This is a genomic window from Streptomyces durocortorensis (assembly GCF_016901035.1).
Taxonomy (GTDB): domain Bacteria; phylum Actinomycetota; class Actinomycetes; order Streptomycetales; family Streptomycetaceae; genus Streptomyces; species Streptomyces durocortorensis.
The window spans coordinates 1-20,882 of record NZ_JAFEUF010000126.1 but is presented as its reverse complement, the minus strand read 5'-3'; the positions used below and the strand labels follow the sequence as shown (position 1 = coordinate 20,882).

The window sequence follows — 20,882 nt, the reverse complement described above, 5'->3', positions numbered from 1 at the left end:
CACCCCCCGAGGCGCCGGCGGGGCCGGGCGGCCGGGGTGCGACCGGGCGATCGGGCGGGCGCGGGCGGCGTTCGAGCGGGGCCCCGCGTCCGGTGACCCGGAGTGGATGAGCTTCTTCCGGGAGGCGGAGCTGGAACTGCTGGAGGCACAGTGCTGGTCGGCGCTGGGCGACTGGTCCCGGGCGGCGCGGCACGGGCGGCGGGCGGTGGTGCTCCAGGACGCGCACTTCACCCGGAACCTGGCGCTGTACCGGGCGCAGCTCACGGGTGACCTGGCCCGGGCGGGGCGGGCGGACGAGGCGGCGGCGACGGGGCACCAGGTGCTGGATCTGCTGACCCGGGTGCAGTCGTCGCGGATTCGGGGGATGTTGGCGGGGGCGGTACGGGTGCTGGGCTCTCGGGCGGGGGCGCCGGAGGTGTCGTCGTTCCTGACCCGCCACGAATCCGGCGCGTCCGGCGCGTAGGGCCGCGCCCCTTTCAGCCCGTAGGACGGGGGGGCCTCCCAGCACGTCGAGCGGTGACCTCCTTCCAGCCCGTCCGGCGGACCACCCAGCCTGTCCGGCGTTCGAGGACGGAACCGTCAAGCACGTTCTCGGGTGCGGACAGGGTCTCCCCCTCCCCGGGGTCCGTGAAGTTCCCGCCCACCGGGCAAAGGGTTCCGTCCTCAATCGCCGGACGGGCTGGGGTGAGTCCGGGAGTCCGCCAAGCTGACCCCCACCGGGCGAAGGGCCGGGGTGGGCCAGGGAGTCCGCCAAGCTGACGCCCACCGACTGGACGGTTCCGTCCTCAAACGCCGGACGGGCTGGAGGTGGCGCGGGCGGGCCGAAAGAGCGGGCTCAGGCGTAAGGGGTGCGGGCCCCCCGCGAGGTCAGTGGTCCAGGTGGCCCGTGTCGTTCCAGCGTTCCAGGGCCGGGAGGCCGTACGCCCAGCCCAGGACCGAGAGCGACGTCGGCTCCAGGCGGATCCGCGCGCCGAAGGACAGGTCCTCCCCCAGCCACCGCGCACCCAGCGCCCGCAGAATGTGGCCGTGGGCGAAGACCAGCACGTCCCGGTCCGAAGACCGCGCCCACGCGACGATCTCGTCCGCGCGGGCGGTGACGTCGGCGACGGACTCCCCGCCCGGCACCCCGTCCCGCCAGATCAGCCAGTCCGGCCGGTCCGCCTTGATCTCGGCCGGGGTCAGTCCCTCGTACGCCCCGTAGTCCCATTCCATCAGCGCGTCCCACGGCTCGGCCCGCTTCCCGAACCCGGCGAGCTCGCAGGTCTCGGCGGCCCGGACCAGCGGACTGGTGCGGACCTCGACGCCGGGCAGCCCCGCCCACGGCGCCCGGTGCAGCCGCTCGCCGAGCAGCTTCGCGCCCTCGCGCCCGGCGTCCAGGAGCGGGATGTCCGTCCTGCCTGTGTGGTTGCCCCGGACCGACCACTGGGTCTGGCCGTGCCGGGCGAGCAGGATGCGCGGTGCCATGAAGGCTCTCCCTGGAACGCTGGTGCTGGGTTCTTCCATCATCCCGTACCGGCCCGCCAGGCAACCTCCCGGGCCCGGCGGGCGTCCCTCTCTCGTGCAGCCCCCGGCGAAGAGATCGGACCACGACGGGACCGCTGCGGACGGGATGTCCCGAAGCGGACCCCCGGGGGAGTCGGCGGCACGGTGCCGCCGTACGGTTGAACGTTCGTCGTCGGCCGCATGAACATGGGGAGAGCTACCGGATGCCGCACGCCACCGCGCCGCCCGCGACCGGTCATCGGCCCCGCTGGTGGACGGAGCTGCCACTGATCGCGGTGGTGTACGCGCTGTATTCCGTGGGCCGGCTCATGGTGCGCGGCGATGTGTCGACGGCGATCGACAACGGCCTGGCGATCCTCCGGCTGGAACAGGCGCTGTACCTCAACGCCGAGCACCCGCTGAACCGTCTCTTCACCAGCACCCCGTCCATCGGCATACCCGCCGACTTCGCCTACGCCTCCCTTCATTACGTGGTCACCCCCGCCGTCCTCGTCTGGATGTTCCGGCGCAGGTCGGCGGCGTACCGGGCGGCCCGGGTCTGGCTGATGAACTCCACGCTGCTGGGTCTCGTCGGCTTCACGTTGATGCCGACCTGCCCGCCCCGCCTGCTGGACGCGAGCCACGGCTTCGTCGACACGATGGCGCAGTACAGCAGTTACGGCTGGTGGGGCGCGGGCGCGAGCGCCCCGCGCGGGCTGAGCGGGATGACCAACCAGTACGCGGCGATGCCCAGCCTGCACGTCGGCTGGTCGCTCTGGTGCGGCATCCTGCTGTGGCGGCACGGCCGCCACCCCCTGATACGGGCGGCGGGGATCGCCTATCCGCTGATCACCACGATCGTCGTGATGGGCACCGCCAACCACTACTTCCTGGACGCCGTCGCGGGCGCGGCCGTGATGGGCCTCGGGGCCCTGCTGGTGAAGCCCGTCATCCGGTTCGCCGACGGGGTCAAGGCGCGGCTGGCCGGCGTTCTCCCGGGCGGCCTCCCCGGCGGCCGGAAGCAGGGCCTCGCGAGCACCGCCGCCACGTCGGTTCCGGCGACCGTGTCCCCGGATGTCAGTGCCGGGTGCAAGACTTCCACGGGTGAGCGAATCCCCGGCCAGCGGACCACCTCCGCAGATCCCCCCGGCCCGGCAGTCGGCGGCACGGCAGTCGGCGGGCCGGCAGCCAGAGACGCCGCCGACACCGCCGCGAGCGACGACGCTCCGGCAGCGGCTCGCTGAGCTGCGCGGCCCCTCCGTCGCACCGCACCCGCTCGACGCCAGAGCCCTGGCCGCCCTCGCCGCCAACCCCGGCTGCAAGCGGCGGGCCCTGCTGGACGGCGCCGGGGTGGACAAGGGCGTGCTGGCCACCGCGCTCGGCTCTCCCGCCCCCTTCGGGCAGTCCCAGTTCGCCTTCATGCGGGGCAACGCCTTCGAGGCGAAGGTCAAGGCGGACGGCGGCGCGGAGCTGCTGCGCCTGCTGTACGAGCGCCTCGGCGGCTCCTCCGCCGCCCCGGGCCCGGACGTCGCCACGCCCGATCTGAGCGCCGCAGGACCCGAGGGCCGCGCCGCGCGCACCGCGCTCGCCCTGCGGGAGGCCACGGCGGCGGGCGGTTGGGCCCTGCTGGACCACCCGATGCTGGCCCTGGAGGTGGCGGGCTCCCCCGCCTATCTGGAGCCCGACGCGGTCGTGGTGCACCCCGACGGCCGGTGGACCGTGGTCGAGATCAAGTCGTTCCCGATGATCGACGCGTCGGCCGCCGCGGCGAAGGTCGGGGCCGCCGCCCGGCAGGCCGCGGTGTACGTGCTGGCGCTGGAGCGGGTCGCGGCGGTCACCGAGGGCGCGGAGGTCGGGCACCAGGTGCTGCTGGTCTGCCCCAAGGACTTCTCGAACCTGCCGACCGCCTCCGTCGTAGATGTACGCAAGCAGCGCGCCGTGACCCGCAGGCAGCTGACCCGGCTGATGCGCGTCGAGGACATCGCGGCGGGGCTGCCGGAGGGGACGACGTTCGATCCGGCGTGCGCCCCGGAGGAGTTGGACGCCGCCGTGGCCGCGGTGCCCCCGGCGTACGCCCCGGAGTGCCTGGCCGCCTGCGAGCTGGCCTTCCACTGCCGGGCGAGGTCCCGGGCCGAGGGGGCCGTGGAGGCGCTGGGCCGCAGTGTGCGCGGTGAGCTGGGCGGGCTGACGACGGTGGCCGGGGTGCTGGCGGCCGCCGCGGGCAAGGAGGGCGATCCCGCCGACCCGACGGTCGCGGCGCTGCGCCGGGCCGCCGCCCTGCGCGCCGAGGCCCTGGAGAGCGCCGCCGGGCTGCGGGCCGAGGCGCCGGAAGCCGCCTCCGTCGCGGGCGGCGGGACTCCGGAAGGTGCGGCCGCATGTCGCTGATCACCACCCTCGCCCGGCTGGAGGCGGTCGACTCCGGGCGCGCCCAGCCGCTGGCGACCGTACGGCACCGCCATCTCACCGACCGGCCGCTGGTGCTGGTGCCGCTGACCACCGCAGGTGAGGCCGGGGCCCCGCTCGGGGCGCTGGTCGGCACCGACCGGGAGGCGCCCCGGCTGCTGGCCGTCGCCCAGCCGCGCGACCGGGACCTGCGCTTCGCGTTCCTGGCCGAGCTGGCGGAGGCGGTCCTGCCGCACATCGAGGCGTGCGCGGACGTCGTCGAGCCCGCCGAGCGCAACGAGACCGATCCGGCGACCGGCAAGAAGACCAAGGTCGAGGTCGAGCTGTGCCTGGACGCCGCCCAGGTGATCGTGCCGAGCCGGGCGGGCGTCGAGTTCGTCCGGCTGCTGGGCCGGTCCATGCGGTTCCGCCGCACCGCCGAGGACAACCCGGACACCCCGTATCCGGCCCCGGCCCGGGTGCCGCTGCTCGGCCGCTGGCTGACGCACTACGGGGAACGGGCCAGGGTGCCCGGCTCCTCGCTGCTGCTGGCCTCCACCGATCTGCTGAACCGGCACTGGGCGACCGGGCAGAGCAGCCTGGAGGACCAGCACCTGGGCGCGCTGCTGTCCTGGATCGACCCGCCGGCCGGTTCCTCGGGGGCCGAGGCGGCGCTCCGGGCCGAGCTGGCCCGGGACGGGGAGGGGCAGTTGCTGTGCCCGCCGGCCGGTCCGGCGACCGACCCGGACTTCGACAACCGGCTCCTCGCCCCGGCGATCGAGCGGTACGACCGGGCGCGCACGGCGCTCGCGTCCGCCGAGGACGGGCTCGCCGCGGATGCCCGCCTCGGTGAGCTGAGCGCCGCCGAGCGCGAGATCCGTTCGCTGCTGGCGCGGGTCATGCTGCCGACCTGGGACGCGGTCTGGCGGGGTCTCGACCTGCTGCGGCAGCTGCCCGAGGGGGCCAGGGCCGAGGACCGCTGGACCCGGGACCGCTGGTCGTTCACCGCGCACCGGGACCGGGTGCGCTCGGGCGAGCCGCCGCAGCCGCGCCGCGACGACGCGGTGACGGCGGCCCAGAAGCTGGCCTCCCGGGAGACCGCCCAGGCCCAGTTGGAGGCGCAGGAGGCGCTGGACGACCCGCTGGTGCTGGCGGGTCGGCGGCTGGCCGGCGAGGCGTTCCTCGGCACGGTGTCCGGGGTGGAGATGGCGTACACCGAGTCGAAGCGGCCCTCGCCTCGCCCGCTGGTCACCGTCCGCACGGACGAGCGACCGCACCTGGGCGAGCGGACGAAGGTCTACCGCTCGCTGGACGGCAAGCCGCAGACGGCGGAGTTCGTGCGGGCCGAGCAGGAGACGGACCAGGACGGCGAGATCCTGCTGGTGCTGCGGATCCTGGACCGGATGGGCCGGAGCAAGGAGCCCGCGCCCGGTTCGGTGCCGGAGCCCGGGGAGCGGATCGCCTGGACCCTGTTCGAGCACGACCAGCGCGGCGGGCCGAAGCTGCCGGACCCGGAGGAGACGCCGTGGACCCACGGCGGCCCGCCGGGCGCGGACGCCGCGACGCGCGCGGAGCAACCCGACCCCGTGACCCCGGAGGACCTGCTGTGACCCCGACCCACGTGACCTCGGAGGGACCGCTGTGACCTCGACGCCCGTGACCTCGGAGGGACCGCTGTGAGGACCGGCTTCGACCCCGGTGCGGAGGCGGCGCGCGCGACCGGCGCGATCCTCGACGACACCCTGCGCGGCAGCAGCAGGGGCATCGTCGTCGACTCGCCCCCCGGCGCCGGGAAGTCGACGCTGGTGGTCCGGGCGGCCCTGGAGCTGGCCGCCGCCGGGCACCCGCTGATGGTGATCGCGCAGACGAACGCCCAGGTCGACGACCTGGTCGTACGGCTCGCGGAGAAGGACCCGGAGCTGCCGGTGGGACGGCTGCACAGCAGCGACTCCGACCCGTACGACAAGGTGCTGGACGGCCTCGCCAACGTGACGAAGTCGGCCAAGGCGGCGGATCTGGCCGGGCTCGACATCGTGATCTCGACGGCCGCCAAGTGGGCGCACGTGAAGAACGTGGAGCCGTGGGGGCACGCGATCGTCGACGAGGCGTACCAGATGCGCTCGGACGCGCTGCTGGCGGTGGCCGGGCTGTTCGAACGGGCGCTGTTCGTCGGGGATCCGGGACAGCTGGACCCGTTCTCGATCGTCGGCGCGGACCAGTGGGCGGGGCTGACCTACGACCCCTCCGCGAGCGCGGTGTCCACGCTGCTCGCGCACAACCCTGAGCTGCCGCAGCACCGGCTCCCGGTCTCCTGGCGGCTTCCGGCGTCGGCGGCCCCGCTGGTGTCGGACGCGTTCTACCCGTACACGCCCTTCCGCAGCGGTACGGACCACGGGGACCGGAAGCTCTCCTTCGGGGTGGCGTCGGACGGGTCGGGCCCGGACCGGGTGCTGGACGAGGCGGCGGAGTCCGGGTGGGGGCTGCTGGAGCTGCCGGCCCGGCACACTCCGCGCACGGACCCCGAGGCGGTACGGGCGGTGGCGCTGGTGGTCCGGCGGCTGCTGGACCGGGGCGGCGTCGCCACCAGCGAGCGGGCCGAGGATCCGGTGCCGGTGACGGCGGACCGGGTGGCGGTCGGCACGGCCCACCGCGACCAGGCGGCGGCGGTGCGGGCGGCCCTCGCCGAGCTGGGCGTCACGGGGGTCGCGGTGGACACGGCGAACCGGCTCCAGGGCCGCGAGTTCGACGTCACGGTGGTGCTGCACCCCCTGTCGGGCCGCCCCGACGCCACGGCCTTCCACCTGGAGACGGGCCGCCTGTGCGTGCTGGCCTCGCGGCACCGGCACGCCTGTGTCGTGGTGTGCCGGGAAGGGGTCGCGGACCTGCTGGACGAGCACCCGTCAACGGAGCCGGTCCAGCTCGGCGTCACGGTGAAGTTCCCCGACGGCTGGGAGGCCAACCACGCGGTGCTGGCCCACCTCGCGGAGCACAAGGTGCGCTGGAAGCCGTGAGGACGTGACGTATCGAAGAGAGCGGCCGGCCCGGCGAAGCTCACGGCCCAGGGCCCTCTTGCGCGGGGTTGGACAATGGAGGGTGGCCGTCCTGGCCGTGCGAGGGAGGAACAGCACATGACACAGTCCGAGCGGAACGAACGGCAGCGGCTGCGCCCCGCGCCGCTGCTCTTCGAGCCGTCTCAGGCCACGGCGGATCCGGAGCACTTCTTCGACCTGGAGTCGCTGGAGGACCCCCGTGAGCTGCTGGCCCGGGCGACCGAGCTGACGCAGGCCTTCCGGGCGGCGACGGACCGGTCGGTGGAGTTCCAGGCGATGGCGGCGGCGCAGCTCGCCGACCCGAGCCGGTTCGACCGGCTGACCCCGGCGGACGTCGCGGAGCGCGCGGAGTGGACCGAGGACTACGCGAAGAAGATGATCGAGTTCGGCCGCTCCCTGCTGGACTCGCCGAGAGCCTGACCTCCTGCGGAACGCTCAGATGGTGCCGTTGGGCTCTGTGGTGCCGATGTGATCCGTGGGGCGGCCGGGGCAGATGCTGCGCCGCCAGGCCGGGGGTCAGGGCCCGTGGCATATTCCGGCGGGCAAGATACCCCTCCCCCTCCCCACCTGTCCCGGTTTCCGGCAACTCTCGGAATCAGTTCCGTCACTCCCGGTAGACCTTGCTCCATGAGCGCATGGCTGAAAGACGAAACGACCCTGCGGACCGGTGCCGCCCCGCACCACGGCGTCGACATCTTCGCCCTGCTGCGGGACCAGTCCGGACCCCAGGCCGCACAGGTCACGGCGGCCGGCGCCGCCTGGCTGGCCGGGGCCGCCCCCTACCCGCGCAGCACGCTCGCCCAGTGGGAGGAGCGCCCCACGGCCCCCGGGGTGCTCCCCTGCGGTTCCGCCTTCGACGTGGTGAACGTGCCGGCGCTGTTCGGGCGGCGGATGCTGGAACAGCTCTGGGCGGAGGGGCCCGGCTCCGGTCCGGTGGCCACGCACCGGGGCCGGATGCTGCTGTTCGCCGCCCCCGGAACGGCCCAGCGGCTGCCCTCGCTGCTCGCCTGGGAGGAGTGGGGAGCCGGCGGCTCCGGGGGTTCCGGGGAGTCGCGCGGCCCGGTGCCGCCCCTGCTCTGTCACGGCACCGGTGACGCCGTGACCGTACCGCCGCTGACCTGCGCGTCGTCGGACGGCGGGCCGCGCTGGGTGGTCGCCCCCGACACCCGCAATCCGTGGCTGCCCGGGCCCGATGTGCTGCTCTGGGCGTGTGTGCGGGTCAGCCGGTCCGCCTCCTCCCGGGGTGGTGCGCATTCAATTTTTCCTCGGGCGGATCAGGGTGCTAATGTCTACGACGTCACCAGGCGCCGTTAGCTCAGTTGGTTAGAGCAGCTGACTCTTAATCAGCGGGTCCGGGGTTCGAGTCCCTGACGGCGCACAGACGGAAGAAGCCCCTCGCGGAAGCGGGGGGCTTCTTCGTGTGCCGGGGGGCAGCTGGCAGGGTTCTTCAGACGCCGGTGGTGATCCGGACGGTCCAGGAGCCGGACGGGGTGCGGTCGGCGACCTCGACGCGGGTGCCGTCGCCCGGGACGGTGAAGGTCTCGCCGACCTCGAGCGGGGCGTCGGCCAGCGGCGGGTAGACCGAGCGGTCCCAGCAGGCGCCGGTCTCCGGATGGGTGTCGATCACCTCGACGGGTCCGCCGCCGGAGGCCGTCTCGCTGCGGACGCGGTAGATCAGGATGCCCTCGGTGCAGGTGGACCGGTCGTTGCCGGTGGCGCCGCGGGCCTCGATGGCCAGGGCGCTGTCGGCGCCGGTGCGGACCACGGCGAGCCGGGTTCCGATCGATCCGCCGGGCACCGGGGCGGCGGCGACCGGTTCCAGGGTGAGGTCGGCCGAGCCCTTGACGCACACGACCTGCCGGCCGCCGAGCCAGCCGAGCTTCCACTTGTGCCAGCCGAACAGGTCGGGGGCGAGGCCGAACTGGCTGCCCATGACGTCCCAGTCGCCGACGTACGTGTCCCAGTCGCCCTTGCCGTCGGTGGGGCGGTGGTAGAGGTCGGCGAGGTCGAAGACGTGCCCGGTCTCGTGGGCGAGGACGTTGCGGTCGGGCGGGTGCTGCTCGAAGACCGTGACGACGCGCCGGATGTCATGGTCGTCGGCGCGCAGCGGCCGGTCGAAGTTGACGACCTTGGTGGCGTCGGAGTCGACGCCGGGGGCGTCCGGGTCGGCCACCAGGTAGACGACGTCGTACCGGGAGAAGTCCACCTCCGGGTCGGCGGCGGCGACGGCGTCACGCAGGTAGGCGGTGCGCCGCTCTGCGTTCCAGTCCCGCTCTATGGCGTACCAGGTGGAGTCGCGCGGCATCTGCGTCCAGCTCCGCTGCGGGTGCGGGCGCAGGGTGAACCGGCCGTAGCTGGCGCGCTCGAAGAAGCGGGTGGTGGCGGGGAAGTGGTCGGCGGTGAGCTCATCGGGGGTGAGCGAGGGCGCGGAGTCCGGGAACGACAGGAAGATCATGACCGCGTCGAGGCCCTGGTCGGGGCGCGGGTAGGCCGCGTTCCAGGTGTTCAGGCCGAGCGAGTGGTGCGCCGCCGTCCGAGGCAGCGCGCAGGGGGCGGCGTCCCCCGTGGCGGCCGCGGCGGGGCCCGCGACGAGGGACGTGGCGGCGAGCGCCAGCAGGGAGGTGGCGGCGGCGGCCAGACTGCGCAGGGGCAGCGGCGACCGTTCCGCTCCCCCGGGTCCGCGACGGGACGGCACATCGACCTCCGGGTGGGGAAACACGGTCCATCCCGTCCACCCTGTGCCGCTTCACCACGCCACGCCCTGTTGTGCTGCCCCACACGGGTCAGCGGTCAAAATCGAGGCCCACACCTTCACGGAACGTCACCATCGGTCAGGCCGACGGCCCGATGCAACGGATCCGCACAGAAATGATCAGGACCGGGCAAAGCGGAACGCCTGCTCCCGCTGCCCCGCGGACCCTCACGGTGGCCAGGACCGGACGGTGAGCTGGAACGGCCCGTGCGGCACCCTCTATGCTTCACCACGCTTTCCCGCGTGGAACGGGCCCCTTCACGGGACCACCACCCGGCGGCCAGTTGGACCCCACCAGTTCACGACGACCTTCACAGCGGGAGCGAGCGGTGAGCGGAACCTCCGAAGGGCCCGGCGCCTCGGCAGGCACGGCCCCGGGCGCGCCCGCCGCGCCGGTCACGGAGCGTCATACGACGGCCCCGGCCGAGAACGGCCCCGCCCGGACCGACTCCCCCCGGACCGATCCCCCACGGGCCGAGACCGCCCGGACCGATCCCGCCGGGGGCGAGGCCGGTTCCACCGCCGCCGAGCTGCGCGACTACCGGGCCGCCTTCAACGCCGCCACGCTCCCCATGGGCGTCGTCGACGGCCGGGGCCACGTCGTCCGGGCCAACGAGGCGCTCGGCGGGCTGCTGGGAACCCCGGCCGCGGTCCTCGCCGGGCGGCAGGCGTGCGAGCTGCTCGACCTCGCCTCCGACGACCGCACCTGGCACGCCTACCGCGAGGTGCTCCTCGGCCGCCGCTCCCGGTTCCGCTGCACCCGCCGCCTCAAGCATTCCGACGGGCGCTCCCTGTGGGCGGAGATCACCGTCGTACCGATGACCGGCGCGTCGGCGACCGAGGCGGCCCGGGTGCTGCTGACGGTCGCGGACGTCAGCGACCGGCGCGAGCTCCAGGAGCGGCTGCGCCACCTCCAGATGCACGACCCGGTGACCCGGCTGCCCAACCGGACGCTGTTCTTCGAGCGGCTCGCCTCGGCCCTGGAGACCCCGCCGTACCAGGACGACTCCCTGCCGACCCGGCAGCAGGCCCGGATCGGCCTCTGCTACCTGGACCTGGACGGCTTCAAGGCGATCAACGACACCCTGGGCCACCGCACCGGGGACCGGCTGCTGGCCGCCGTCGCCGCGCGGCTCACCGACTGCGCCGAGAACGACGCCTCCCGCAATCCCGGCGGCAACCGGCTGGTGGCGCGGCTGGGCGGCGACGAGTTCGCGATCCTGGTCGAGGACTCGGCCGGCACCCAGGAGCTGACCGACCTGGCCCACTCGGTGCTCGCCGCGCTCCAGCAGCCGTTCGACCTGGCCGGGCAGCGGCTCTCGGTCTCCGCGTCGATCGGGGTGGTCGAGCGGACCGCCGCCGGCACCTCGCCCACCGGTCTGATGCAGGCCGCCGACACCACGCTCTACTGGGCGAAGGCGGACGGCCGGGCCCGCTGGACCCTGTTCGACCCCGAGCGCAACGCCCACCGCATGACCCGGCAGTCCCTCTCCTCGACGCTCCGGCCCGCCGTGGAGCGCGGCGAGTTCACGCTGGAGTACCAGCCGCTGGTCGGGATGGCGGACGGGGTGCTGCGCGGCGTCGAGGCGCTGGTGCGCTGGAACCACCCGCAGTTCGGCGTGCTGCCGCCGAATCGGTTCGTCCAGATCGCCGAGGAGGACGGCTCGATCGTCCAGCTGGGCCGGTGGATCCTGCGCACCGCGTGCCGCCAGGCGCGGCGCTGGCAGCTGGACCACCCGGACGAGCCGCCGCTGTTCATCAGCGTCAACGTCGCCGTACGGCAGGTCTGGGACTCCGACCTGGTGGCGGACGTCGCGGAGATCCTCACCGAGACCGGACTCGCCCCCGGGCTGCTCCAGCTGGAGCTGACCGAGTCGGCGGTGATGGGCTCCGGCGGCCGCCCGCTGAGAGCGCTCCAGGCGCTGAGCGACATGGGCGTACGGATCGCCATCGACGACTTCGGGACGGGGTACAGCAACCTCGCCTACCTCAGCCGGCTCCCCGTCTCCGTACTCAAGCTGGACGGGGCGTTCGTCAAGGGCTTCCGGTACGAGGACGGCACGCATCCCAGCCCCGCCGACGAGACGATCGTGGAGGCCATGGTGCAGCTCGCCCACCGCCTGGGCCTGACCGTCACCGCGGAGTGCGTGGAGACGGCCGGGCAGGCGGAGCGGCTGCGGCGGATCGGCTGCGACACGGGGCAGGGGTGGCTGTACTCGCGGGCGGTCGCGCCGGAGCAGATCGCCGGGCTGATCGGCTCCCGGCCACTGGAGGGCTGACGCCTCCGGGGGCGGCCGGAACCGGGGCCCGGCGCGGGAACCCGTGCCCGGCCCGGCCGACCGGAACCGTCCCCGCCGCTCAGGCCGCGGTCGGCAGGCCGTACGCGTCCGCGATCAGCTCGTAGCTCCGCAGCCGCGCGTCCCCGCCGTGCGCGTTGGCGGTGATCATCAGCTCGTCGGCGCCGGTGCGCTTGGCCAGGTCGTCGAGGCCGCCGCGGACCTCGTCGGCGGTGCCGTGGATCACGTTGGCGAGCCAGCCGTCGACGAACTCCCGCTCCATCGGGGAGAAGTCGTACGCCGCCGCCTCCTCCGGGCTCGGGATCAGCCCCGGGCGGCCGGTGCGCAGCCGGACCATCGACAGCGCCCCGGTCAGCACCTGGCGGCGGGCTTCGCGCTCGTCGTCGGCGGCCAGCGCCGAGACCCCGATGAGGGCGTACGGGGCGTCCAGCACGGCGGAGGGCCGGAAGGACTCGCGGTACAGGTCGAGCGCCGGGATGGTGTTCTGCGCCGAGAAGTGGTGCGCGAAGGCGAACGGCAGCCCCAGCGTCCCCGCCAGCCGCGCACTGAAGCCGGAGGAGCCCAGCAGCCAGACGGGCGGCCGGTGGGCGGACTGCACCCCACCGGGGGCGGTCGCCTGGACCGGGCCAGGTACGGCGTGGATCCGGGCGTACGGGTGTCCGTCCGGGAAGTCGTCGTCCAGGAAGCGGATCAGCTCCATGAGCTGCTGCGGAAAGTCGTCCGCGCCCTCGTTGAGCCGGTCGCTGCGCCGCAGGGCCGCCGCCGTCGCCCCGTCCGTCCCGGGGGCGCGGCCGAGGCCGAGGTCGACCCGGCCCGGGGCCATCGCCTCCAGCGTGCCGAACTGCTCGGCGATCACCAGCGGCGCGTGGTTGGGCAGCATCACCCCGCCCGAGCCGAGCCGGATGCGCTCGGTGTGGGCGGCGATGTGCGCCAGGATCACGGCCGGCGAGGACGAGGCGACCCCGGGCATGGAGTGGTGCTCGGCGACCCAGTAGCGGTGGAAGCCGCGGCTCTCGGCGAGCTTCGCGATCTCCACGCCGGTGCGCAGGGCCTGGCTCGCGGTGCGGCCGTGCCCCACGGTGACCAGATCGAGCACGGACAGCGGCACGGCGGCCGTTCCGGCTGCGGCACCCCGGATCCCGTCCCCGTCGCCCTTCGCGTCGCCCGTCGCGTCTCCGCCCTTCGCGTCGCCGCGGGTCTCGTCGCCTCGGATCTCGTCCACGTGTCGGCCTCTCCCGGTGCTGCTGTCGTACGTCTGCGTATCGCCGAGCAACAACAGGAGGGCGACTCCGTTTTATTCCCGACGCGTCAGGAGGCCGACCCGCCGCGCTACTCCCGCACCTCGATGCCCTTCGGCTCCAGCGTCCGCAGCACCGGCTCGCGGGTGGCGAACAGGGTGCCGAGCGTGGGCGCCCAGGTCCGGCGGTCGGCGAGGCGCAGCCCCTCCCAGACCGTGACCTGGTTCGCCGTGAGGACGGGCTTGCCGAGCAGCTCCTCCAGCTCGGGGATGTACGCGGTGGTGTGCAGGGAGGTGTCCGGGATCAGGACCACCTCGGCGTCCGGGTGGTCCGCCTCCCGCGCCAGCCGCTTCACCTGGTCCGGGGACCAGGACCCGGCCTCGGCCGACGAGCCGGCCCCGCCGGACGCGGCGGCCACCACCTCGATGCCCGCCGACGCCAGGAGCTCCGCGAAGAGCCCGGTGACGTCCTCGGGGTAGGGCGCGGCGACCGCGACCCGGCCGGCCCCCAGCTCCCGCACCGCGTGGCCGAAGCCGATGGAGGTGCTGGAGGCGGGCAGGCCCGCCGTCCGGGCGAGCGTGGCGACCTGCTCGTGGGCGCCTTCCCAGCCCTGCCCGAAGCTGCCGCCGCTGGAGGCCCAGATCAGCGCCTCGGCCCCGGCGAGGCGCAGCTCCTCGACACCCTCGGCGATCCGCTCCGGCGCGCCCTGCTCGCGCAGCGCGTCGGCGCGGTAGGCGTCCTCGCCGGTCTCGGTGGAGAACAGGGGCAGCCGGATGTCGGTGTCGAGCAGGATCTCGGTCCGTGGGAAGTCGTCCTCTGCGGCGTGGCCCGGGTAGAGAAGCCCTACGGTCGTCATGTCCACCCTTCCTGTGCGTCGACGGCTCGCCGCGCGGCGGACGATCCCCTCGGGATCGAGGCGGCGGCCCGGCCAAGGGGCCGCGGCGGGCCTCCGGAGGCTCCGGCGGCCGTGACCGCGCGACCGGTCACGGGTGCCCCGGCCTGTTCCCAGTATTCCCCCGGCCGGGCGCCGGGGCGCGCGGCCGGGCCTCGTTGACGCGGGGGTGACCTGCTGCGAGCGTGGGCGATCCGTAGTTCCGTTCTGTCGCGGAGGGCCGCCCAGCGATGCCGGATCCCGTCCTGCTCGTCCTCGACGCCGAACCGTCCCCGCGGCTCGGCCGGCTGACCGGCCGGGTGGACGTGCGGTACGCGGACGCCGCCACGCTCGCCGAGCGGCTGCCGGCCGCCGATGTGCTGCTGGTGTGGGACTTCGCGTCGGACGCCGTACGGGACGCCTGGCCGGGTCCGGGGCGGCGGCCGCGCTGGGTGCACACGGCGAGCGCGGGCGTGGACCGGCTGCTCTGCCCGGAGCTGGTCGCCTCCGGCACCGTCCTCACCAACGCCCGGGGGATCTTCGAGCGGCCGATCGCCGAGTACGTGGCCGGGCTGGTGCTGGCGATGGCCAAGGACCTCCCCGGCACCCTCGCCCTCCAGCGGGACCGGCGCTGGCACCACCGCGAGGGGCAGCGGGTCGCCGGGGCGCGGGCGGTGGTCGTGGGGGCCGGCCCGGTCGGCCGGGAGATCACCCGGCTGCTGCACGGCCTGGGGGTCACGGTGGCCCTGGTGGGACGGACCGCCCGGCGCACCATCCACGGGGCGGCGGACCTGGACCGGCTGGCGGCGCGGGCGGACTGGGTGATCGGCGCGGCCCCGCTGACCGACGCGACGCGCGGGATGTTCGACTCCCGCTTCTTCGGTCTGCTCCAGCCCTCGGCGCGGTTCATCAACGTGGGGCGCGGGGCGAGCGTGGTGCAGGCCGACCTGGTGGACGCGCTGAACCGCCGCTGGCTGGCGGGCGCGGCGCTCGACGTGTTCGAGGACGAACCGCTGGGCCCGGACAGCCCGTTGTGGGACGTACCGGGGCTGCTGGTCTCGCCGCACCTGAGCGGGGACACGGTGGGGTGGCGCGACCGGCTGGGCGAGCAGTTCGTCGCGCTGTACGAACGGTGGGCGCGCGGCGAGCCGTTGCCGAACGTGGTCGACAAGGAACGCGGTTACGTCCCCTCCGCCGACCTCTCCCCCGACCTCGACGAGCTCAACGGGCCCGGCGAGCCCGGCGACCTCAACGGGTGAGCGGCGCGGCCCGGACGACGAACGCCTCGATGGCCTCCCTCGCCGCGGCGTCCAGCGCCTCGTGCTCGTCCTGGTCCTGGGCGGTCGAGACGTCCCGCGTGCACCGGTAGGCCTCTTCGGCGGCGGCGACCACTTCCGGGTCGTCGGTGAGCAGTTTGACCCGGTAGAGCACCTGCCGGGTGGCGGTACGCAGACGGTGGGCCTCGTCGCGCGCCTCGACGAACGCCTCGGAGTCAGGGCTCTGCCGCATGCGGTACCAGCGGCCCGCCTGCCCGTGCCGGTACTCCTCCGCCGAGGCGGCGAACGAGCTGTAGGTGGCCGTGCGTTCCTGCCGGAGCGCCTCCGACCGGGAGAACCTCTCCGTGCGCGCGGCGTTGAGACGTTGGAAGAGGTGCGTGAGCACGGCCCCCAGGAGCGTGCCCCCGACCGCCACGACGCTTGTCCATAGGGCAACCATGGCGCCAGCTGATCACAGAAGTGACTGACATGGAGTCATGAATTCTCCATGACGGGGGAACACGCCCCGCGCATCACTGGTCGCCCTCCGCCCCGTTCGGGCACGGGAAGGTCACCTTCCGGCCACCGTTGGGTTACATGCCTCCGGCTACCCGCATAGACGTACGGGATCGGGCAGGCGCTCACCCTGTCCGGACTGTTCGACCTCCAGGAGATTGCGAACCATGGCTGAATTCCCGAACCTGTCCCGCCGGGGTTTCCTCAACCGATCGGCGGCCGTGGGCGGCCTCCTCGTCGTTCCCGGCCTCCTCACCGCGTGCAGCAAGACCGACGCCGGCTCCGCGACGGGCGAGGGCGCCCTGGACAAGCTCCGCAAGCAGGGCTTCGTACGGGTGGCGTACGCGAATGAGGCCCCGTACGGCTACCTGGAGGGCAAGGAGCTCAAGGGCGAGGCCCCGACGCTGCACCGGGAGATCTTCAAGGCCCTCGGCGTGGACGAGCTGAAGCCGACGCTCTCCGAGTGGGACGGGCTGATCCCCGGGCTCCAGGCCGGCAAGTACGACGTGGTCAGCGCAGGCATGGCCATCACCCCGGAGCGCTGCGGCAACGCGATCTTCTCCGAGCCGGAGTTCATCTCGCCGACCGCGCTGATGGTGAAGAAGGGCAACCCGAAGAAGCTCACCGACCTGGCCTCCGCGAAGGAGGCGGGGATCACCATCGGCGTCATGTCCGGTGCGGTCGAGGGCAGTTACGCCAAGGGCGCGGGCATAGCCGAAGGCAAGATCAAGACGTTGCAGAAGCCGCAGGACGGGGCCGACGCCGTCAAGGGCGGCCGGATCGACGCCTTCCTGCTCACCGGGATCTCGCTGCGCTGGCTGGCGAAGACCAACCCGGACACCGAGGTCACCGAGCCGTTCGTGCCGGAGATCGACGGCAACGCGCAGTTCTCGCCGGGCGGCGCGGTGTTCCGCAAGGGCAACGAGGATCTGCGGGACTCGTTCAACCGCGAGCTGAAGAAGATCGTCTCCGACCGCTCGCGCTATGTGCAGCTGCTGGAGCCGTACGGGTTCGGGGAGTCGGAGATCCCGCCGGAGGACCTGAAGACGGCGGACCTGTGCAAGGGCTGACGGGGCGGGCGGGCGCGCGCGCATGAGTGACTTCTTCTCCCTCCTCGTCGAGGAGTTCCCCAGAGTCCGGTCCGGCCTGTGGGTGACGCTCCAGGCCACGGTCCTGGGCGCGCTGCTCGCCGGGGTGCTGGCCTTCGTGCTCGGGCTTACGGCGAACAGCCGACTGCTCCTGGCGCGCGGGGTCTCCCGGGTGGTCGTGGAGTTCTTCCGGGGCACCTCCCTCTACATCCAGCTGTTCTGGCTCTACTACGCAATGCCGCTGGTGACCGGCTACGAACTGACGCCCGTCATCTGCGGCGTGGTCGCGTTCGGCCTCAACTTCGGTGCGTACGGGGCCGAAGTGGTGCGGGGCGCGATCAACTCCGTGCCGCGCGGACAGTACGAGGCGGCGATCGCGCTCAACCTCAGCCCGGCCAGGCGGCTCTGGAAGGTGATCCTGCCGCAGGCCTGGGTGCAGATGATCCCGAGCTTCACCAACCTGCTGATCCAGTTGCTGAAGGCGACGCCGCTGCTGTGGCTGATCTCGGCCGCCGATCTGATGACGGTGGTCCAGCAACTGCGCGACCGCACCGGTGAGACGGTGACCGCCTATCTGACCCTGCTGGCCGCCTACTTCGTGCTGGCGTACGCGCTGACGATGCTGATGAACCTGCTGGAGCGGAGCGCCAAGCGGCGGCTCGGCCTGGAAACCGGCGCGACGAGCCTGTTCAAGAGCCGCAGCGCGTCCACCGCCGCCGTGGGAGGTACCCGATGAACGACGGCTTCGACTGGAACGCCGTCAGGGAGTCCCTGCCCCTCCTGCTGGAGGGGTTCAGGGTCACCCTCCTGGCCACCGTGCTCGGCACCCTGGTGGCGGCCGTACTGGGGCTGGTCGTCGCGATGGCAGGGCGTGCGCCCAGCAGGTTCGTGACGGTCCCGGTGCGGGTCGTCACGGAGTTCGTCCGCTCCACCCCGCTTCTGGTGCAACTGGTGGGCGCGGCAGCGCTGTTCAACACGGTGGAGCCGCTGTACATCGGCATCGCGGTGCTGGGCGTCCACTACGCCGCGTACACCTCCGAGGTCTACCGGGCCGGAATCGACGGCGTACCGAAGGGCCAGTGGGAGGCGTGCCGGGCGCTGTCGCTGTCGCCCCGGCGCACCTGGCAGGCCGTGATCCTGCCGCAGGCGGTGCGCAACGTGCTGCCCGCGCTCGGGAACTACGCGATCTCGATGTTCAAGGAGACGCCGTTCCTCGCCGTGATCACCGTGCAGGAGATGGTCTTCGAAGCCCGGAAGTACGGGGCCGAGCAGTTCGCGTACACCGAGGTGTTCACCCTCGCCGGCCTGATCTTCCTGGTCGCGAGCTACCCCACGTCGCTGTTGATGAGAAAGCTGGAGAAGCGCCTTGGCCACTGAACCCCTCCCCCTGCAGAAGACGGATTCCCCGGGGCCGGCGGCCGCTCCCCAGGACGCCGCCCCCGCCTCGGCCCGTACGGGCGAGCCGCTGGTCCGGTTCGACAAGGTCGTCAAGCGCTACGGCGACCATGTCGTCCTGGACGAGCTGGACTTCACCGTGGACCGCGGCGAGCACGTCACCCTGATCGGGCCCAGCGGTTCGGGCAAGACCACGATCCTGCGGCTGCTGATGACGCTGGAGAAGGTCAGCGGCGGGGTGATCTGGGTCGACGGTTCCCCGCTGACCCACACACGCACCCCGGACGGTTCGCTGAAGCCGGCGGGCGAGAAGCAGCTGCGCGAGTCCCGGAAGAAGATCGGGATGGTCTTCCAGCAGTTCAACCTCTTCCCGAACATGAAGGTGATCGAGAACATCACCGAGGCCCCGGTCAGCGTGCTCGGCAAGAGCCGCGAGGAGGCGGAGACCCGGGCCCGGGAGCTGCTGGACCTGGTGGGGCTCTCCGCGAAGGTCGACGCCCACCCCTCGCAGCTCTCCGGCGGCCAGCAGCAGCGGGTCGCCATCGCCCGCGCGCTCGCCATGGAGCCGGAGATCCTGCTCCTGGACGAGGTGACCTCCGCGCTCGACCCGGAGCTGGTGGCGGGCGTGCTGGAGCTGCTGGAGGACATCGCCCGCAACACCGACATCACCATGCTCTGCGTGACCCATGAGATGAGCTTCGCCCGGGACGTCTCGGAGAAGGTGCTGATGTTCGACGCGGGACGGGTCGTGGAGTCCGGATCCCCGGAGAAAATCTTCTCCGATCCGTCGCACGAACGTACGCGCGAGTTCCTCAACGCGGTTCTGTGACCTCGCAGTTGAGCCACCGACCATGACGTTGGCATATGCCAGACGGGTGCGCCCCAGATGACAGCTCCGGGGCGCCCCTACTGACTCGTCAACTGCCGCCCCGCGGGGGCCTTCCTGCGGCTATCGTGGGGCGAAAGCTTGCGGTCACAACCTGGTAGGGGGACACCGTGGCGTTGAAGCCCGAGCCGACCGCACCGTTCCACTCGGTGCAGTACGCCCTGCGCGTGCTCGAAACGGTCTCCAAGCACGGCGACGGTGTGACCGATGCCCAGATCTCGCGCGAGACGGGGCTGCCGACCGGCCACCTCGCCTCCCTGCTCCTCACGCTGCGCCGCGAGGGGTATGTGGAGCAGGTCAGCGACGGCGCGTACGTCATCGGCGCATCCCTGCTGCTGCTCGGCTCCGGGGCGGCCCGCCGCCAGGCGCTGGAGGACCGCCTCCAGCTCACCCTCACCGAGCTGCGCGACTCCGTCGGCGCGGCGGTCTACCTCAGCCGGTACGTGGACGGCGAGGTCAGCGTGACCCAGGTCGCGGACGGCCCGCTCACCCCCGCGGTCAACGAGTGGGTGGACTTCCGCTCCTCGGCGCACGCCAGCGCGGTCGGCAAGTGCCTGCTGGCCCAGCTCGACCACGACGGGCGGCGCGACCACATCTCCCGGCACCGGACGGCCCGGCTCACCTCGCGGACGATCACCGACGAGAAGATCCTCTTCTCCCAGCTGGACGCCCAGGCCGCCACGGTCCCGGTGCTGGACCTCCAGGAGTACGCGGTGGGCACCGTCTGCGCGGCCGTGCCGCTGACGGCCGGCTCCGCCGCAGGCTGCCTCGCCCTGTCGCTGCCGATCGAGGACGCGCACCGGCTGCGGTCGGCGGCCGAGACGCTGAGCCGCCGGGCGGCGCCGGTCCTGCTGTCGCTGGCGCTGTAGGCCTTCCCTGCCGGACCTGCCGGTCCCGCGATCCTGCTGTCGCCGGCGCTGCAGGTCTCCCTTCGGACCGTTCCGGGCTCGTCGGCGGTACCCTCACCGCCATGTACGCACCGATACCCGCGCTGAACCTCCTGAAGGAGTTCGAGGACAGCGTCGACGACTACTTCGCGCCGGAATTCGAGCTGATCGCCTTCGGCGATGACGACGGCGGCTACCCGCAGCTCTCCGACCGCATCCGGCCCTTCGCGCAGGCCACCGGCTCCGGCTCGACGTACGCGATCTGGCTGCGGGACGACCGCGCCGACCTCGCCACGCTGCCGGTGCTCTTCCTCGGCGACGAGGGCGGCGTCCACGTCGTCGCCCGCGATCTGCCCGAGCTGCTGCGGATCCTCGCCTCCGGCTGGACCCCGATGGGCGGCTGGGACGGCGTGGACTACGCGGACGAGGGCGAGGAGACGGACGGGGGCGAGGAGGCGTACGACCCCAGCCCGGCGAACCCGGCGTTCCGGTCCTGGCTGCGCGACCGCTTCGGCCTGGAGGCCGCCGAGGACCCCAACGAACTCGTCCGGGCGGCCGGCGACGAGCTGGCGGAGCCGTTCGCCGCGTGGATCGGGCCGCTGATCCCGGACGCGGTGGGCGGGCGCGGGGCGGCGTGAGCGGGCTCCGGGGGCCCTGAGCGGCGGGGTGTCATCAGCACCCCGCGGGACCAGGTATTATTTTCGAGTCAGCAGGCGCCGTTAGCTCAGTTGGTTAGAGCAGCTGACTCTTAATCAGCGGGTCCGGGGTTCGAGTCCCTGACG

Annotated in this window: 20 protein-coding genes and 1 tRNA gene; 16 read left to right on the top strand and 5 right to left on the bottom strand. The window is 73.2% G+C overall.

Going from position 1 to position 20,882, the window contains the following annotated elements; translation table 11 throughout:
- Positions 1-463 (top strand): NsdA family TPR-like regulatory protein (locus tag JS521_RS22185; RefSeq protein ID WP_504740021.1); only part of this gene is annotated, 463 nt, incomplete at its 5' end.
- Between the two features lie 404 nt (positions 464-867).
- Here the strand turns inward: JS521_RS22185 and JS521_RS22180 are convergent.
- Complete coding sequence (locus JS521_RS22180) at positions 868-1,464, bottom strand: histidine phosphatase family protein (RefSeq protein ID WP_205084697.1); 597 nt, start codon at positions 1,462-1,464, stop codon at positions 868-870.
- A 242-nt stretch (positions 1,465-1,706) separates the two neighbouring features.
- Here JS521_RS22180 and JS521_RS22175 point away from each other — a divergent pair, with 242 nt between their 5' ends.
- The 7 genes from JS521_RS22175 (at position 1,707) to JS521_RS22145 (ending at position 8,292) form a co-directional block, all read left to right on the top strand.
- The gene (locus tag JS521_RS22175) at positions 1,707-2,726 is read left to right on the top strand and encodes a phosphatase PAP2 family protein (RefSeq protein ID WP_205084696.1); all 1,020 of its coding nucleotides are present in this window, start codon (positions 1,707-1,709) and stop codon (positions 2,724-2,726) included.
- A gap of 106 nt (positions 2,727-2,832) precedes the next feature.
- Positions 2,833-3,867, top strand: a complete 1,035-nt coding sequence (locus JS521_RS22170) for a hypothetical protein (protein ID WP_205084699.1) — start codon at positions 2,833-2,835, stop codon at positions 3,865-3,867.
- Positions 3,858-5,474: a hypothetical protein gene (locus JS521_RS22165; RefSeq protein ID WP_205084695.1), complete on the top strand. Its 1,617-nt coding sequence runs from the start codon at positions 3,858-3,860 to the stop codon at positions 5,472-5,474. The genes JS521_RS22170 and JS521_RS22165 overlap by 10 nt, the downstream gene beginning before the upstream one ends.
- Positions 5,475-5,540: 66 nt before the next feature.
- Positions 5,541-6,875 (top strand): AAA domain-containing protein, encoded by a 1,335-nt coding sequence (locus JS521_RS22160; RefSeq protein ID WP_205084694.1) that lies wholly within the window; start codon positions 5,541-5,543, stop codon positions 6,873-6,875.
- A 117-nt stretch (positions 6,876-6,992) separates the two neighbouring features.
- Entirely contained in the window at positions 6,993-7,334 is a 342-nt protein-coding gene (locus JS521_RS22155) for a DUF8844 domain-containing protein (RefSeq protein WP_205084693.1), read from the top strand.
- A 207-nt stretch (positions 7,335-7,541) separates the two neighbouring features.
- The gene (locus JS521_RS22150; protein ID WP_205084692.1) at positions 7,542-8,228 is read left to right on the top strand and encodes a bifunctional DNA primase/polymerase; all 687 of its coding nucleotides are present in this window, start codon (positions 7,542-7,544) and stop codon (positions 8,226-8,228) included.
- Positions 8,219-8,292: transfer RNA gene (locus JS521_RS22145), tRNA-Lys, on the top strand. The genes JS521_RS22150 and JS521_RS22145 overlap by 10 nt, the downstream gene beginning before the upstream one ends.
- Before the next feature lie 69 nt (positions 8,293-8,361).
- Here the strand turns inward: JS521_RS22145 and JS521_RS22140 are convergent.
- A complete protein-coding gene (locus JS521_RS22140; protein WP_205084698.1) occupies positions 8,362-9,609 on the bottom strand; it encodes a M6 family metalloprotease domain-containing protein in 1,248 nt (415 codons plus the stop codon).
- A 386-nt stretch (positions 9,610-9,995) separates the two neighbouring features.
- Here JS521_RS22140 and JS521_RS22135 point away from each other — a divergent pair, with 386 nt between their 5' ends.
- Positions 9,996-11,945 carry a putative bifunctional diguanylate cyclase/phosphodiesterase gene (locus JS521_RS22135; RefSeq protein ID WP_205084691.1) on the top strand — a complete coding sequence of 650 codons (1,950 nt, stop codon included), beginning with the start codon at positions 9,996-9,998 and terminating at the stop codon, positions 11,943-11,945.
- Positions 11,946-12,024: 79 nt separating this feature from the next.
- On the opposite strand, the gene JS521_RS22130 is transcribed toward JS521_RS22135, so the two are convergent.
- Together JS521_RS22130 and JS521_RS22125 are read right to left on the bottom strand one after the other, a co-directional pair.
- Positions 12,025-13,185, bottom strand: a complete 1,161-nt coding sequence (locus JS521_RS22130; protein ID WP_205084690.1) for an LLM class flavin-dependent oxidoreductase — start codon at positions 13,183-13,185, stop codon at positions 12,025-12,027.
- A gap of 107 nt (positions 13,186-13,292) precedes the next feature.
- A complete protein-coding gene (locus tag JS521_RS22125) occupies positions 13,293-14,057 on the bottom strand; it encodes a maleate cis-trans isomerase family protein (protein ID WP_205084689.1) in 765 nt (254 codons plus the stop codon).
- Positions 14,058-14,323: 266 nt separating this feature from the next.
- Between JS521_RS22125 and JS521_RS22120 the strand changes: the two genes are divergently transcribed.
- Positions 14,324-15,331: a D-2-hydroxyacid dehydrogenase gene (locus tag JS521_RS22120; RefSeq protein WP_205084688.1), complete on the top strand. Its 1,008-nt coding sequence runs from the start codon at positions 14,324-14,326 to the stop codon at positions 15,329-15,331.
- Here JS521_RS22120 and kilB read toward each other — a convergent pair.
- Positions 15,321-15,764 carry a plasmid transfer protein KilB gene (gene kilB, locus JS521_RS22115; protein ID WP_504740020.1) on the bottom strand — a complete coding sequence of 148 codons (444 nt, stop codon included), beginning with the start codon at positions 15,762-15,764 and terminating at the stop codon, positions 15,321-15,323. The two genes, JS521_RS22120 and kilB, sit on opposite strands and share 11 nt — an antisense overlap.
- A gap of 247 nt (positions 15,765-16,011) precedes the next feature.
- On the opposite strand from kilB, the gene ehuB reads away from it, so the two are divergent.
- The 6 genes from ehuB to JS521_RS22085 all read left to right on the top strand — a co-directional run bounded on the left by ehuB (position 16,012) and on the right by JS521_RS22085 (position 20,738).
- Entirely contained in the window at positions 16,012-16,914 is a 903-nt protein-coding gene (gene ehuB, locus JS521_RS22110) for an ectoine/hydroxyectoine ABC transporter substrate-binding protein EhuB (RefSeq protein WP_205084686.1), read from the top strand.
- Between the two features lie 22 nt (positions 16,915-16,936).
- The gene (gene ehuC / locus JS521_RS22105; protein ID WP_205084685.1) at positions 16,937-17,668 is read left to right on the top strand and encodes an ectoine/hydroxyectoine ABC transporter permease subunit EhuC; all 732 of its coding nucleotides are present in this window, start codon (positions 16,937-16,939) and stop codon (positions 17,666-17,668) included.
- The gene (ehuD, locus tag JS521_RS22100; protein WP_205084684.1) at positions 17,665-18,309 is read left to right on the top strand and encodes an ectoine/hydroxyectoine ABC transporter permease subunit EhuD; all 645 of its coding nucleotides are present in this window, start codon (positions 17,665-17,667) and stop codon (positions 18,307-18,309) included. The genes ehuC and ehuD overlap by 4 nt, the downstream gene beginning before the upstream one ends.
- Entirely contained in the window at positions 18,299-19,156 is an 858-nt protein-coding gene (ehuA, locus tag JS521_RS22095) for an ectoine/hydroxyectoine ABC transporter ATP-binding protein EhuA (protein ID WP_205084683.1), read from the top strand. Before ehuD ends, ehuA begins: the two co-directional genes overlap by 11 nt.
- Positions 19,157-19,323: 167 nt before the next feature.
- Positions 19,324-20,082: an IclR family transcriptional regulator gene (locus JS521_RS22090; protein ID WP_205084682.1), complete on the top strand. Its 759-nt coding sequence runs from the start codon at positions 19,324-19,326 to the stop codon at positions 20,080-20,082.
- Positions 20,083-20,183: 101 nt separating this feature from the next.
- A complete protein-coding gene (locus JS521_RS22085; RefSeq protein ID WP_205084681.1) occupies positions 20,184-20,738 on the top strand; it encodes a hypothetical protein in 555 nt (184 codons plus the stop codon).
- Positions 20,739-20,882: the final 144 nt, after the last annotated feature.